General features: G+C 68.1%; 11 protein-coding genes. 5 read left to right on the top strand and 6 right to left on the bottom strand.

Annotated features, from left to right (window positions below):
• Positions 1–114 precede the first annotated feature (114 nt).
• On the top strand, positions 115–660 hold the full coding sequence (locus CR156_RS19715) for a glutathione peroxidase (RefSeq protein WP_100554256.1): 546 nt from the start codon (positions 115–117) through the stop codon (positions 658–660).
• A gap of 103 nt (positions 661–763) precedes the next feature.
• Here the strand turns inward: CR156_RS19715 and CR156_RS19710 are convergent, their stop codons facing one another.
• The 6 genes from CR156_RS19710 to CR156_RS19685 are packed head-to-tail and all read right to left on the bottom strand — an operon-like array spanning position 764 to position 4,850.
• Positions 764–1,768, bottom strand: a complete 1,005-nt coding sequence (locus CR156_RS19710) for an MlaA family lipoprotein (RefSeq protein WP_100554255.1) — start codon at positions 1,766–1,768, stop codon at positions 764–766.
• Position 1,769: 1 nt separating this feature from the next.
• Entirely contained in the window at positions 1,770–2,081 is a 312-nt protein-coding gene (locus CR156_RS19705) for an STAS domain-containing protein (protein ID WP_025875628.1), read from the bottom strand.
• Positions 2,071–2,733: an MlaC/ttg2D family ABC transporter substrate-binding protein gene (locus CR156_RS19700; protein WP_100554254.1), complete on the bottom strand. Its 663-nt coding sequence runs from the start codon at positions 2,731–2,733 to the stop codon at positions 2,071–2,073. The genes CR156_RS19705 and CR156_RS19700 overlap by 11 nt, the downstream gene beginning before the upstream one ends.
• Complete coding sequence (gene mlaD, locus CR156_RS19695) at positions 2,730–3,254, bottom strand: outer membrane lipid asymmetry maintenance protein MlaD (RefSeq protein WP_100554253.1); 525 nt, start codon at positions 3,252–3,254, stop codon at positions 2,730–2,732. The genes CR156_RS19700 and mlaD overlap by 4 nt, the downstream gene beginning before the upstream one ends.
• A gap of 58 nt (positions 3,255–3,312) precedes the next feature.
• On the bottom strand, positions 3,313–4,062 hold the full coding sequence (locus CR156_RS19690; RefSeq protein WP_005414955.1) for an MlaE family lipid ABC transporter permease subunit: 750 nt from the start codon (positions 4,060–4,062) through the stop codon (positions 3,313–3,315).
• Entirely contained in the window at positions 4,062–4,850 is a 789-nt protein-coding gene (locus CR156_RS19685) for an ABC transporter ATP-binding protein (protein WP_100554252.1), read from the bottom strand. The genes CR156_RS19690 and CR156_RS19685 overlap by 1 nt, the downstream gene beginning before the upstream one ends.
• 194 nt (positions 4,851–5,044) lie before the next feature.
• On the opposite strand from CR156_RS19685, the gene recC reads away from it, so the two are divergent.
• The 4 genes from recC (at position 5,045) to CR156_RS19665 (ending at position 14,618) form a co-directional block, all read left to right on the top strand.
• Positions 5,045–8,386, top strand: a complete 3,342-nt coding sequence (gene recC / locus CR156_RS19680; RefSeq protein ID WP_100554251.1) for an exodeoxyribonuclease V subunit gamma — start codon at positions 5,045–5,047, stop codon at positions 8,384–8,386.
• A complete protein-coding gene (gene recB / locus CR156_RS19675; protein WP_100554250.1) occupies positions 8,383–12,057 on the top strand; it encodes an exodeoxyribonuclease V subunit beta in 3,675 nt (1,224 codons plus the stop codon). Before recC ends, recB begins: the two co-directional genes overlap by 4 nt.
• Positions 12,054–13,934, top strand: coding sequence for an exodeoxyribonuclease V subunit alpha (gene recD, locus CR156_RS19670; protein WP_100554249.1), 1,881 nt, complete (start codon positions 12,054–12,056; stop codon positions 13,932–13,934). The genes recB and recD overlap by 4 nt, the downstream gene beginning before the upstream one ends.
• Before the next feature lie 141 nt (positions 13,935–14,075).
• Positions 14,076–14,618, top strand: a complete 543-nt coding sequence (locus CR156_RS19665) for a hypothetical protein (RefSeq protein ID WP_100554248.1) — start codon at positions 14,076–14,078, stop codon at positions 14,616–14,618.
• Positions 14,619–14,961 lie beyond the last annotated feature (343 nt).

Below are 14,961 nucleotides of genomic sequence, written 5' to 3'. Positions count from 1 at the left end.
GAGCCGAGCCCATGCTCGGCTACCGTGGCATCAGCCGAGCATGGGCTCGGCTCTACAACAGCGCATGCGGCGGTATGCTGGTGGGCCTTTCCCAGCCGTAGCCGGAGCCCCCGCGTGAGTACCTCGATCCAGGATGTTTCCCTCACCACCATCGACGGCCAGTCGTCCTCGCTTGCCGACTACCAGGGCAAGGTACTGCTGCTGGTCAACGTGGCGTCCAAGTGCGGCCTGACCCCGCAGTACGAAGGCCTGCAGGCGCTGTACGCGGAAAAGCACGCGCAGGGCCTGGAAGTGCTGGGCTTCCCGGCCAACAACTTCCTCGGCCAGGAACCGGGCAGCGAGGCGGAGATCCAGCAGTTCTGCCAGCTGACCTACGACGTGAGCTTCCCGGTGTTCGCCAAGATCAGCGTGGCCGGTGAAGACACCCACCCGCTGTACCAGCAGCTGACCGCCGCACAGCCGCAGGCGATCGGCGAAGGCCCGCTGCGCGAGCGCCTGGCCAGCAAGGAGATTCCGATCCACCCGGCACCGGCGGTGCTGTGGAATTTCGAGAAGTTCCTGGTCGGCCGCGATGGCAAGGTCATCGCCCGCTTCGCCCCGGACGTTGCCGCCGATGATGCGCGCCTGCGCGAAGCGGTCGAGGCGGCGCTGGCGGCCTGAAGACGACGTGCCAACCAAGGTTGGCACCTACCGGAAGGTAGGTGGATGCCAGTAAACAAAAAACCCCGCCGAGGCGGGGTTTTTCATGCGGTGCCGGCAGCGGTCAGTTGGTCCACTGCGGCATCGGCATCGCATCGACCGGGATCGGCGAGTTCGCATCGTCGCTGCCACGCTCGCGCTTGCTGCGCAGATCGTTCTCGATCTGGTAGTTGCGGCGCTGCATCCAGGCATCGCGGACCAGGGCGTATTCGTCCACCGCGGTATCGCGCAGGTCGTCGATCGCCAGCAGCTGTGCACGGGTGTCGACCAGCTGCAGGCCCTGCAGGCCGATGCGGTACTTGTCGCTTTCGATGCGGCGGATCGGCGACAACGGGATGTCACCGGCCAGGCCGAACACATCACGCACGGTACGCGGGCCGAAGAACGGCAGTTCCACGTAACGCGAACGACGCCAGCCCCACGCACCCAGGGTCTGCCCGAAGTCCTCGTTGCGACGCGGCACCATCGCCTTGCTGGCCGGGTCGAACAGGCCACCAATGCCCAGCGTGCTGTTCATCAGGAACCGGCCCAGGCTGTCCCACGCATCGGCCGGTCGGCCCTGCAGCAGCTGGTTGGTGATGGTCAGCGGCGCACGCAGGTTGCTGAAGAAGTTGCTTACGCCGGTACGTGCAAAGCGCGGCACCACGTGGGTATAGGCGGTGGCCAACGGGCGGGCGATACCGCGGTCGACGGCGTTGTTGAAGCCGTGCACCTTGCGGTTGAACGGTTCCCACGGGTCGTAGGCGGTAGCGCTGCGGCTGTTGTCACTGGTGCCGTACAGCGCATCGAAGTCGTTGTCGCCGCCCGGTGCGGTCGCCGCCGCGTCGGTGGCGGCATCGGTTGTCGGGGCACGGCTGCCGGTGTCCACGGCGGCCGCAGCGGGCGGCGTGTCGGCCTGCGTCGGCTGGCTGGCCGGCTCGGTGTCAGCAGCAGTGGCTGCGGCAGGTGCTGCAGCAGTCGGCGGAACCACGGTATCGGCCACCGGCGCGTCGCTGCGTGCCGGCTTGCCGGCGCAGGCGCTGAGCGCAGCGGCCAGGAGGATCAGAGGGAAAACGCGCACGACGTTCATGTCAGCTCGCAGCAGAAGTAGCGTTGAAGTCCAGGTCGGGCGACAGCCGGTAGGCCGCGCTCAGTTCGTTGTAGCCGGCGGGGGCGCCGGAGATCGTCAGCGGATGACCGCCCTGGCGCGCGCGCGCGGCCAGCTCGGCCAGCAACGCCAGGCCGGCGCTGTCCACGCGCTCGACCTCCGCCAGTTCCAGCCGCGACAGCTGCGCCGGCAGGGCCTGCAGCTGCGGCCACAGCGCGATCACCGCTGCACGGTCGAGCACCCCGCGCAGGCGCAGGGTGTCACCTTCCAGCAGCGCCAGCGCCTTATTTGCCATTGCCGGCCGGTCCGGCCTGCATGCTGCCGCTGCGCAGATCGTTGGCTACCTGCTTGATGCCCTTCTGTCGCAGCGGGGCATCGAACTGGTTGCGGAAGGTCTGCACGTAGGAGATGCCTTCGATGTTCACGTCGAAGATCTTCCACTGGCCGTTGACGTTGCGCATCCAGTATTCAACCGGCGTCGGCTCGTTGGCGGCGCGCACCAGTTCGGTGGCCACGCGCACGCCGCGGTTGCCCGGCAGCGGGCTCTCGCCCTTCAGGCGGAAGCTCGGCTTGCCTTGGATGTTGAGCAGGGTCGAGCCATAACGCTGCATCAGGCTGTCGGCCATCGCATCGGCGAACAGTTTGATGTCGGCATCCGAAGCGCCGCGGGCGTGCGGGCCCAGCACCAGGCGCGCGGCATAGTCGCGGTCGAAGGTACGGGTCAGTTCGCTGTCGATGTAGCTGCGCAGGCTGGCCGGGTTGCTGGTGAACTCAGCACGGCGCTGCTGCAGGGTCGACATGATGCGGCTGCTGGCGTCGATCACCACCTTGCCGGCCTGGCCCTGGGGGGCGGCGGCAGCGGCGGGGGCGGCCTGCGCCTGGGCCAGGAACGGGGTGGCCAGCAGCAGCGACGAGGCGAGCAGGGCCGGGATCAGTTTCATCTTCATGGTTGCGGTTCCGTTGCAGGCGACTGCTCGCCATCGTTGGGTTTCTGAGCAGCGCCACCACCGGCGCCGCCACTGAACATGTACTTGCCGACCAGCTGCAGCAGGTCCACGGCCGGCTGGGTGAACACGATTTCCTCACCGGGCTTGAGCACGTCCGGATCACCGCCGGGCTGCAGACCGATATAGCTCTCGCCAAGCAAACCGCTGGTGAAGATGCCGGCGGAGGTGTCGGCCGGCAGGTCCTTGACCTTGCTGTCCATGCGCAGGGTCACGATCGATTCGAACTTCACCGGGTCCAGTTCGATGGAAGCGACCTGGCCGACGGTGACGCCGCCGATCTTCACCGGCGCCTGCTTGCGCAGCTGGCCGACCTGGGAGAAGCGGGCCTTGAGTTCATAGCCTTCGCCACCCCAGCTCCAGCGCTGGTTGGTCGAGGCGACGGCCAGCACCATCAGCGAGGCCAGGGCCAGCAGCAGGAAAGCGCCGACGGAGAATTCGAGTCTGGGACCGCGGATGGCCATGTGGATTACCTGATCAGTCGTGGTGGCCGCGCGCCGATGCGCACCGCCGATGGAGGGGTTAGGTGAACAACATTGCCGACAGCACGAAGTTGAACATCAGCACCAGCAGCGAAGCGTTGACCACCGCACGGGTGGTGGCGACGGAGGTGCCTTCGATGGTCGGTTCGGCGTGGAAACCGACATAGGCGGCAACCAGTGCGGCGGTGCCACCGAAGATCGCCGACTTCAGCATCGCCACGCCGAAGTCGTCCCAGAAGTCCACGCTGTTGCGCAGCGCCGACCAGAACACGCCGTTGTCCAGGCCCAGTACGTGCACTGCTTCGAAATAGCTGGCGCTGATTGCCAGCGAACAGAAGATGCCGGTCAGCAGCGGCACGGTCAGTACCGCCGCCCAGAAGCGCGGCGCCACGGCCTTGGCCACCGGGTCGATGGCCATCAGTTCCAGCGCCTTGATCTGGTCGGTGGCGCGCATCAGGCCCAGTTCGGCGGCGATCGAGCTGCCGGCGCGGCCGATGAACAACAGCGCGGTCAGCACCGGTGCCAGCTCGCGGTACAAAGACAGACCGAGCAGGGTGGACAGCGCGTCGGCCGCACCGAAGGTGGTCAGCGTGCGGTAGCCCTGCAGGGTCAGCACCAGGCCGACGAAGGCGCCGCCCACGGCGATGATCGGCAGCGAGCGCGCACCGATCTTGTAGATCTCGCGGGTCAGCTCGGCCAGGAAATCACGGGTCGGCAGCGAACCGCGCAGCACGGTCAGCGAGAACAGACCGGCACGGCCCAGCGAACGGGTGGCTTGCACGAACGGCATCAGGCAACCCTCGCGCGCGGTGCGGCATCAAACGGAATGGGACCGTCGGGCTGGCCGTGCAGGAACTGCCGCAGCAGCGGGTCCTGGCTGGACTGCAGCGCTTCGGGCGTGCCCTGGAACACGATGCCGCCGTTGGCGATCGCGATCACCTGGTCGCAGATCGGCAGGGTCTCGTGCACATGGTGGCTGACGATGATGCTGGTCAGGCCCAGGCTGTGGTTGAGGCGCTGGATCAGGCTCATGATCACACCCGAGGCGATCGGGTCCAGCCCGGTCAGCGGCTCGTCGTAGATCATCAGCGGCGGGTCCAGGGCCAATGCGCGGGCCAGTGCCACGCGGCGGGCCATGCCACCAGACAGTTCACGTGGCCAGGCATCGGCGGCGGCCAGCAGGCCGACCGAATGCAGCTTCATCTGCACCAGCCGGCGCAGCACCGGTGCCGGCAAGCGGGTGTGGGTGCGCAACGGCAGGGCGACGTTTTCGGCCACGGTCAGGTCGGTCAGCAGGCCATTGCCCTGCAGCAGTACACCAACGCTCTTGCGCATCTCCAGCAGTTCGGAGGTGCGCTGCGGGATCGGCTTGCCGAACAGGGTGATGTCGCCTGCAACCGGGCGAAGTTCGCCGGTCAGCGCCGCCAGCAGGGTCGACTTGCCGCTGCCGGACGGCCCCAGCACGGCAGTGATGCTGCCTTTGGGCACCTGCAGCGAAACGTCGCGCAGGATCGTGCGCCCGCTCCGGTCGATGCGGACGTTGGACAACTGCACCAGACTGGAGGTGGAAGCCGACATGGGCACCCTTAACGTTTTTTCGACATTGAAGCATCGGGTCAGACTGCTGAACATAAGCAGACTGGACGGTCCAGTATTGTTGCACGGCCGGACCGCCGCCAGACCGGGACAATTCCTGAAACGACCGGAACAATCCGTCGCGATCACCGTCCCCCGGCATTGAATACGGCCGGGTGTGCTGCACACTGTGCACGATGAGTGACCCGGGCAGCGACTTCCGCCTCTACCATTCCAATTCGCTGGACGTGCTGGCTGCCCTGCTGGCGCGCAATGTGCGTGTGCCGGTGCCGGGACAGCCGCTGCTGGCGCCGGAGGTGGTGCTGATCCCGCAGGTGGCGATGCGGCGCTGGCTGCAGGCGACCCTGGCTGCCGAGTATGGCGTGGCAGCCAATCTGCAATTCCTCACCCCCGGTGAGTTCGTCGCCCGTGCATTGAACGCCAATGTCGAGGGCGAAGCCGACGACCTGGACGCGGCCGCCCTGCATTGGCGCCTGTACCAGGCCTTGCGCGACCCGCACCTGCTGGCGCAGCCCCCCATGCGTGCGCTGCAGTCCTATCTTGCCGGTGGCGACGCGCTCAAACCCTGGGCCCTGGCCGGCGAACTGGCCTCGGTGTTCGAGAAGTACCAGGCCTGGCGCCGCGACTGGCTGCTGCGCTGGGAAGCCGGCGCCGATGCGGCCGACCCGCAGGCCATCCTCTGGCGCAGCATCGCCGCTGGTCATGGTTACCGCGCGCGCCGCATCCAGGCCTACCTGGACCGCTTCGAGGGCGCCGCCCAGCCGCTGCCGAAGGGCCTGCCGCCGCGGATGTCGGCGTTTGCCACCCTCAACATCTCACCCGACGTACTGCGGGTGATGGCCACCCAGTCGCGGGTGGGCGAACTGCATTTCTATCTACCCACGCCGGTGCAGTCCTACTGGGGCGACCTGCAGACCCTGGCAGAGCGCCTGCGCAGCGGCGCGCCGGACCCGTTCGGCGAGGCCGCCGGCGAGAACCGCCTGCTGGAAGCGTGGGGTGCGGCCGGCCGCGATTTCATGGCGGTGCTGGGCAGCTACGAAGTGGTGCATCCGGCCGGTGAGATCGCGGCCTATTCCGACCCCGAGGAAGATACGCGGGCGACCATGGACCAGGGCGGGCTGTCCGACAGCCTGCTGCACCGCCTGCAGCGCGACCTGTTCCACCGCCGCGCATTGCCCTCGGGCGAACTGCGCGACGGCCTGCGCAGCGACGACCCGAGCCTGCAGGTGCATGCCTGCCACACCCGCCTGCGCGAGCTGCAGGTGCTGCACGACCAGCTGCGCAGCCTGCTGCAGGACCCGCGCTTCGACCCGCCGTTGCAGGCGCGCGAGATCGCCGTGCTGGCGCCGGACATCGATCCGTATGTGCCCTATCTGGAAGCGGTGTTCGGCGGACGTGGTGGCGACGACGAGCACATTCCCTACGCGCTGGCCGACAGCAGTCCACTGGCCGGCGAGCCGCTGGCCGATGTGTTCGTGCACCTGCTCGGCCTGCCGATTTCGCGCTTCGGCCTGAACGAGGTGCTGGACCTGCTGGCCAGTGCGCCGCTGGCCGAGGCGGCGGGGCTGGAAGCGGTCGACTTCGATCGACTGCATGGCTGGCTGCAGCAGGCCGGCGCACGGTGGGGCCTGGATGCCGACCATCGCGACCAGCTGCAGGCCCCCAGCGATGATGCCTACACCTGGCAGTTCGCGCTGGATCGCCTGCTGCTGGGCCACGCCACCGGCAGCGAGGTGGACCTGGCCGGGGTGGCGCCGTGGATCGAGCTGGAAGGCGGGGCGCTGGATGCGCTGGACCGGCTGCTGCGCCTGCTGCGCGTGCTGGCCGTCTACCAGCGTCGGCTCGGCGAGCTGTTGACCCCGGCACAGTGGCGGCAACGCCTGCTGTCGCTGCTCGATGCGCTGCTGCCGACGCCGCCCAGCTCACCCAACAGCCAGCGTGCGCTGGAGCGCCTGCGCAAGCTGCTCAACCAGTTCGCCGAGGATGCGTACAAGGCCGGGTTCGCCGACGGCGTGCCGCCGGAAGTGGTGCGTGCACATTTCGCCGGTGCCCTGGCCGAAGCCGATACGCGGGCGCCGCTGCTGACCGGTGGCATCAGCTTCGGCCGCATGGTGCCGATGCGCCTGCTGCCGTTCCGGGTGATCTGCGTGCTCGGCCTCAACGACGGTGATTTCCCGCGTCGTGACCCTGCCGCCGGCCTCAACCAGCTCACCGCCGAACTGGATACGCCGCGCCGCCGCCCGGGCGACCGCTCCACCCGCGAAGACGATCGTTTCCTGTTCCTGCAGCTGTTCGCTGCGGCGCAGGACGTGTTCTACCTCAGCTATCTCGGCGCGGACCCGCGCGATGGCAGCGTGCGCGAACCCTCAGTGCTGGTCAGCGAACTGATCGATGCCGCCGCGGCCTATCACCTTGACCCGCCGGCCGCTACGCGGGATTTCACCGTGCGCCATGCGCTGCAGCCGTTCTCGCCGGCCGCCTTCGGTGACGGCGACCCGCGCCGCTTCAGCTACCGCCGGCAGTGGCATCCGGCCGCCGGGCGACTGGGCGGGGAGCGTGGCGGCCTGCTGCCGTGGTTCGACACCACACTGCCGCCACCGGCGGACGACGCGGTGGAAGAAGAGGTCTCGCTGGACAGCCTGCGTCGTTTCCTGTGCGATCCGGCCGGTCAGTTCCTCGCGCAGTCGCTGGGCCTGCGCCTGGCTGACGACGTTGAGGACGTCGACGACCTGGAGCCGCTGGTGCTGTCTTCGCGCGGGCCGGAGAAGCGCAGCGTGCAGTTGGCCGTGGTGCAGGCCACCCTGGCCGGCGACAGCGAGCCGCTGTACCCGCGGTTGCGCGCACGCGGACTGTTGCCGTCGGGCATCCTCGGCGAGCGCCAGTTCGAAGTGGAGCAACTCAAGACACGGCCCTACGCAACGGCCATGCTCGGCTGGTTGCAGGGCACGCCACGGGAGAGCCGCCGCTATGAAGTGGAGATCGACGGGGTGCGCCTGCATGGCCGGGTCGGCGATCGCCATCCGGAGGGCCTGGTGCGACTGCGCGCCGGCGCCCTCAACGGCAACGCGGTGATCCGCCAAGGGCTGGACTGGCTGTTGGCCAACGCCGCCGGCGATGCCTTGCCGCTGGTGCAGTTCCACGATGGTGGTGATGCCGGCCCCGGTCCGCATGTGTTGCCTGCGCTGACCGTGACCGCAGCCCGCGTGGCATTGCGCGCGCTGCTGCAGCTGCGCCAGCGTGGTCTGCGCGAGCCGCTGCGCTTCGCGCCCTACACCGGCTGGGTGCTGTTCAACGCGCCGGTGGAAAAGCAGCGCAGTGAAGGCTGGAAACAATGGCATGGCAGCGACCGCAGCTGGGGTGAAGCCAACAGTGATGCCTGGCAGCTGCTGCTGCGTGGCGCCGACCCGTTCGCCGACGACGCCAGCTACGCCGATCTGCTGCGCAACAGCCAGGTGGTTTTCAGCGCCGTGCGCGAAGGCCGCAGCTTCGGCAACGATCCACAGGCAGGCCACGCATGAGCAGTGTTGCCGAGGGCCCTTTCATCGACACGCGTTTCCCCGACCCTTACCTGGCATTGCCGCTGCACGGCACGCGACTGATCGAAGCCAGTGCCGGCACCGGCAAGACCTTCACCCTGGCGACACTGTTCACCCGGCTGGTGGTCGAGCAGGGCCTGCGTATCGGCCAGATCCTGGCGGTGACGTTCACTGACGCGGCCACCCAGGAGCTGCGCAAGCGCATCCGTGAACGCCTGGCCTTGGCCGCACGCCTGGTCGATCTGCCGCCCGGCGAAGATGAAACGCCCGACGCGGCGCTGACCCGGCAGGTGCTGCAACGCCATCTGCAGGACGGCACCGAAAGCGCCAAGGCGTTGAAGCGGCGCCTGCAGGTGGCTGCCGATGAAATCGATCTGGCGGCGATCTTCACCATCCACGGCTTCTGCACCCGCGTGCTGCGCGAACATGCGCTGGAGAGCGGGCATACCTTCGACCCGCCGGAGCTGCTGGCCAGCGATCGTGAACTGCTGGAAGAACTGGCCGCCGATCTCTGGCGCGTGCATGCCAACGACCCGGCAACGCTGGAACCTTTGACCTGGCTGTGGTCCACCCCGGATGCGCTGGCGGCTGACCTGCGCGCGCTGCTGGCTTCGCCCCCCCTGCACCCGCGGCCGCAGCCGCTGGCGGTGGACGACCCGCACCCGGCCCTGCAGGACGCGGCGGTGGAGCTGTCGATGGCCGTGCGCGAGCATGGTGAGCGCTTCTTTCTGGACCTGTGCGAAGCGGTCGACAACAAGTGGATCAACGGCGTCTCCTACAAGCTGGGCTGGTTGCACCCGCTGGGTCGCCAGCTGTTGGGTTGGGCCGAGCGCGGCGACGCCGCCGAACTGCTGTCCAGCGACCGCCTGCCTGCGCTGCTGCCCGATGCACTCGTAGCCAAGACCAACAAGAAGTTCACCGAGCGCACACCGTCTTCGCCGCTGCAGGCCCCGTTGGCGCGCTATGTCGCATTGCTCGCCGAGCGTGAGCAGTGGCTGCGGGCCAGTGCGCTGAACTTCCTGCATGCGCTGCGCGAGGATGCCAGCCAGCGCCTGGCGGCCCTGAAGCGCCTGCGCCGCGTGCAGACCTACGACGATCTGATCGACGGCGTCGCCCGCGCACTGGAAGGCCCGCAGCGGCTGGCCCTGGTGAAGCAGCTGCGTGCGCAGTACCGCATCGCCCTGGTCGATGAATTCCAGGATACCGACGACCGCCAGTGGGGCATCTTCCATACCGTATTCGGCGCCTCGCCGGAGGTGGACGAACTGGGGCTGCAGCCGGCGCTGTTCCTGATCGGTGACCCCAAGCAGGCGATCTATGGCTTCCGCGGCGGCGACATCCATACCTACCTGAAAGCCAAACAGGTGGCCGAGCAGGCGCCGGCGCTGGACCAGAACTTCCGCTCGCGCCCGGCCGTGCTGCGCGCGCTGCAGGCGCTGTACGACAACGCGGGCGAAGACGCGTTCCTCGAACGCGACATCCAGTTCGAGCCGGTGCGCCCGGGTGGCGTGCGTGCCGATGAGGATTACCTGCGCGATGGCCGGGCCGCACCCGCCCTCACCCTGCGCCTGTTGCGCAGCGAGGGTGAAAAAGCCTTCGGCGCCGATGCTTCGCGTGACGCGGCGACCCAGGCCTGCGTGGCCGCGATCCACCAGATCCTGCTGGAGGCGCGTGCCGGCACCGCACTGCTGCGCGGGCGTGCGCTGCAGCCTGGCGATATCGCCGTGCTGGTGCGCTCGCATCGCGAAGCGACGCTGGTGCAGCGCGCGCTGGCTGCGGTCGGCATTCCCGCCGTGGCGGCCGGCAAGCAGAGCCTGTTCGCCACCAGCGAGGCGCGTGACCTGCGTGCGCTGCTGCTGGCCCTGCTGCAACCGGCCGACGAAGGGCGCCTGCGCACCGCATTGGCAACCGTGCTGCTGGGCCAGCGCGCAAGTGCGATTGCCAGCATGGAGCGCGAGGGCGACCTGCAGCGCGGGTTCCAGGCGCAACTGCTGCACTGGCGCGAGCGCTGGCAGCGTGGCGGACCGTTCGCGGTGGTTGCCGATGTCTGCGCGGCGCAGGGCGAGCGCCTGCTGGCGCTGATCGACGGCGAGCGGCGCCTGACCAATTACCTGCAGCTGGGCGAACTGCTGCAGGAAGCCTCGGCGCAGGCACTGGGCATGCACGGCCTGCTGGACTGGCTGCAGGGGCAGATGGCCAACGCCGACCAGGACGATGAGCAGCAGCTGCTGCGCTTGGAGTCCGACGCGCGGCGGGTGCAGATCATCACCCTGCACAAGAGCAAGGGCCTGGAATACCCGCTGGTGTTCCTGCCGTTCGTGGGGATCGATGGTGGCGCGCCGAACACCGCTTCCCACTGCACCGTGCACCTGCAGGGCGAGCGTCAGCTGCACTGGAAGCTGGACAAGGACGATGCCTGGGAAGCGGCCAGCAGCCAGCGCGAGCGCGAACAGCGTGCAGAAGACGCGCGCTTGCTTTACGTCGGCCTGACCCGCGCCGAGCATGCGCTGTGGATCGCCACCGGCGATCTGGCTGGCCACGCGAAAACCCGCCTGGCCCCGTTGCTGGGCGATCTGCAGGTGCTGCGCGCGCACGCGGACGTGGAGCTGGATGACAGCGTACTGCCGGGTCGTCTACCGCAGCTGCTGGCCGAAACCGAAGGTGAGCTGCCTGCGGTGCGCGCATTGACCCGCCGTGTGCCACATGACTGGTGGGTCTACAGCTTCACCCAGCTGGCGCATGCCGACGCTGGCAACAGCGACGATATCGAAGCGGCGGCCACCGAACTGCCGGCACCGGCCGCCGACGAACCCGCCGGTGCCGAGCTGCCGCTGGAACCGGCATTGCCGGAAGCCGCTGCAGAAGACATGGCGCCGCCGGATCCACGCTTCATGGGCAGCCGTTTCGGCAACGTCCTGCACGATGCGCTGGAGAACGTCGACTTCGGACTGTGGACCGGCTGGCAGCCTGAGCAACCGGCACCGGAGGGACAGGCCGACGTGCTGCGCCGCTCGCTGCACGACGAAGGCTATGCCGACGAGGATCTGGACGATGGCGTGGCGGTGCTGGTGCCGCTGGTGGGCCATACCCTCACCGTGCCGCTGCCCGAAGGCGGCGCGCTGTGCAGCGTGCCTGAGACCGAACGCCGGGCCGAGATCGAATTCCACTTCGCCATCGAACCGACCGCAGTACCGGTGCTGCTGCAGCTGCTGCACGACCACGGCATCTCCAGCGCGCGGCGTGGCTTTGGCCTGCGCAGAAGGCTGGAAGGCCTGATGACCGGCAAGATCGATCTGACCTACGTGCGTGACGGCCGCTGGTATGTGCTGGACTACAAATCCAACCGGCTGCCGGGCTACAGCCCGGACCTGCTGCAGATCGCCATGCGCCACAGCGAGTACGACCTGCAGGCGCTGATCTACACCGTCGCCCTGCATCGCTGGCTGCGTTTCCGCCTGGGCGCGGCCTACGACTACGCACGCGACATGGGCGGTATCCGTTACCTGTTCTGCCGGGGTCTGGACGTTGCCGGCAACGGCGTGCACGTGCAGCGCTTCGCACCGGAACTGGTGGATGCGCTGGATGCCTTGTTTGCCGGCGGCGAAGCGGCCCAGGCAGACATGGCGGCGCGCGCGCGCGGAGAAACCGCATGAGCCTGCTGCGCGACCTGCATCGCAGTGGCCAGCTGCGCACCCTGGACCACGCCCTGGCCACCAGCCTCAAGCGCCTGCGCGAGGACACCCCGGAGAACGTGGCGCTGGCGGCCGCACTGGCCTCGCTGGCCGTGGCGCAGGGGCACGCTGGATTCGATCCACGCCAGCCACAGCGCCTGATCGATGGCGTCCCGGCATGGCCCGAGCCTGCGCAGTGGCTGGCGCAGTTGCGGGCCTCGCCCTGGGTGGCGACGCCGCAGGACGCCAGCGCCGCCGCAGAGGAAGCACCGCTGGTGTTGGAAAACGGCCTGCTGTACCTGCGCCGTTACCGCGAGTACGAGCGGCAGCTGGCGGTTGGCCTGCAGCGCATCGGCCGCCATCCGCTGCCTGCACCGGACATGGCTGCCGTGGCGCCGTTGTTCGCGCGCCTGTTCCCGCAGGCCGCCACCAGCAAAGACCAGCAGGCACGCGCCGCCGGCGTGACCCTGCGCCACCCGCTGGCTCTGGTCACCGGCGGCCCCGGTACCGGCAAGACCACCACCATCGCCCGCCTGCTGCTGCTGTTGGCCGCACAGGCGGTGCACCAGGGCTTGCCCGTACCGAAGGTAGCGCTGGCTGCACCTACCGGCCGCGCCGCTGAGCGCATGGCCGAAAGCCTGCGCCTGGCCGTGCAGCGGCTGCAGGAGCAGGGGCTGGACCCGGCACTGTGCACTGCGCTGCCCAGCACCGGCACCACCCTGCATCGCCTGCTCGGGGTGATTCCCGATTCACCGCGCTTCCTCCATCACGCCGACAACCCGTTGCCGGTGGACGTGGTGGTGGTCGACGAAGCCTCGATGATCGACCTGCCGTTGATGGCCAAACTGGTCGACGCGATCGCCAGCGGCACCCGCCTGATCCTGCTCGGCGATCCCGACCAGCTGCCATCGGTGGAAGCCGGCGATGTGCTCAGCGCCATCCTGCGCGCCAGCGGCGATGGCATCGGCACCCGCGCCGACGACGCGCAGGCGCTGCATGGCCTGCTGGCACCGGCCACGCTGCAGCCGCAGGCAGCACCGCGTGCATTTGCTGGTCGCCGCGTGCAGTTGCAACGGGGCTACCGGCAGAGTGATGCGCTGGACCTGGCACCGCTGGCGCAGGCCGTGCGCGGCGGCGACAGTGGCACCGCCCTGCGCCTGCTGCGCAGCGGTGAACTGGCCGGCGTCCGCTTCCATGAAGGCGAAGCCGATCCGTTGCGCAGCCAGCGCGAGCATCTGCTCGACCATTGGCGCGCGCTGGCCGACGCGGTGGATCCGGCGAAGGCGCTGCAGCAGGCCGGTCGCCTGCGCGTGCTGACCGCACTGCGCGAAGGCCCGCAGGGCGCGCGCGGCCTCAACAGCCGCATCGAACAGCTGCTGGCCGGCAACACCCCGGGCTACTTCCAGGGCCGGCTGCTGCTGATCACCGAGAACAGCTACCGCCATCGCCTGTTTAACGGCGATATCGGCATCTGCCTGCGCGATGGCAGCGGCGCGATGGCGGCCTGGTTCCCCGGCGAGACCGCCGACCAGCCGCGCGCCTTCCACCCGGCAGCATTGCCTGCACACGAGAGCGCCTTCGCGATGACCGTGCACAAGGCGCAGGGCTCGGAGTTCGATGAAGTGTGGCTGCAGCTGCCACGGCAGGACAGCCGCGTACTGTCGCGCGAGCTGGTCTACACCGGCCTGACCCGCGCCCGCCAGCGCCTGCAGGTAGCCGGCAGCGCCGACGTGCTGGAGGCCGCGTTGAAGCGGCATGCCAGTCGTCTCGGTGGATTGGCGTGGAGGCTGGGCGCGGAAGAAGTGCCCGACGAACCAACGCGCATCGAACAACCCACGGTGCAGGGCCAATTGTTCTGATCATGGGTCGGATCCCTTTCCCAACGGGAAAGGGCTCTGACCCCATCCAGATCTCGGAGGCGCTTCTGTCGCATATGCCCTTTGATGACGCCGTCGGCGCTACCTATCCTGCGTTGCTACCAACGACACAGGAACCGGCACATGGCCCTAATCGCCTTGGATGATCCCCGCTGGGCCGAACTGCAGCACGCATATGGTGCTGCGGATGACATTCCGGAGCTGCTGGCCAATCTCAGTATCCCGAAAAACGAAAGATCCGAAGACGATCCGATCGAGGACACCTGGCACGAGCTGTGGAGCAGCCTGTGCCATCAAGGGGACGTCTACAGCGCTTCGTTTGCGGCTGTGCCGCATATCGTCAACGCATTGCCAATGGACGCTGACTCAAACGATTGGCAGTTCATTTCCCTCGCACAATCCATCGAAACGCTGCGATGCCACCAAGGCATGGAGCTTCCTGCTGGATTGGAGCCGGAGTATTCGCAGGCCATTCAGCGCATGGGGAAACATGCTGCAATGCTAGTCGCGACGCCGCAGGAAGCATGGAAAACTTCAGCATTCTTTGCAGCCATCGCTATCGCGCACGGCCACACCCCGATGGCCAGACTGCACACCGAGATCATGTCCGACGAGATGGACGAGGCAGTCAACATCTTCTTCGCAGAGGTAACACGGGACAAATAGCGCTTCCGCTGGTGAGCGGGAACACTGCCTCCATGATCCTTTCGCGTCAGTCGAGCATGGCTCGACTCTACAAAAGCGCGCTTCGATCATTTTGGCGTTCATCCACGCATGGCGTGGATCTACCGTGTCGACCAAGGTCGACATCCACCAGAAGCAGGCCATGCAATTCCGACAGATCGCGGGAACCTGTCGAAGGCGGGGTGGGTTCGGTTGCGGGGGTGTCCGCGGCATGGATGCCGCGGCCAAGCCCCCAGGGATGGGTTCACGGCGTCCCCCGCAACCGGACCCACCCCGCCATCCCCCAGTAGCCCAGCATTTGACGTTGACGTTGACGTTGACGTTG

This window comes from Stenotrophomonas lactitubi (genome assembly GCF_002803515.1).
In the GTDB taxonomy this organism is placed as follows: Bacteria; Pseudomonadota; Gammaproteobacteria; order Xanthomonadales; family Xanthomonadaceae; genus Stenotrophomonas; species Stenotrophomonas lactitubi.
Note: the sequence above shows the minus strand (reverse complement) of the source record. Positions and strands in the feature narration are given on the sequence as shown.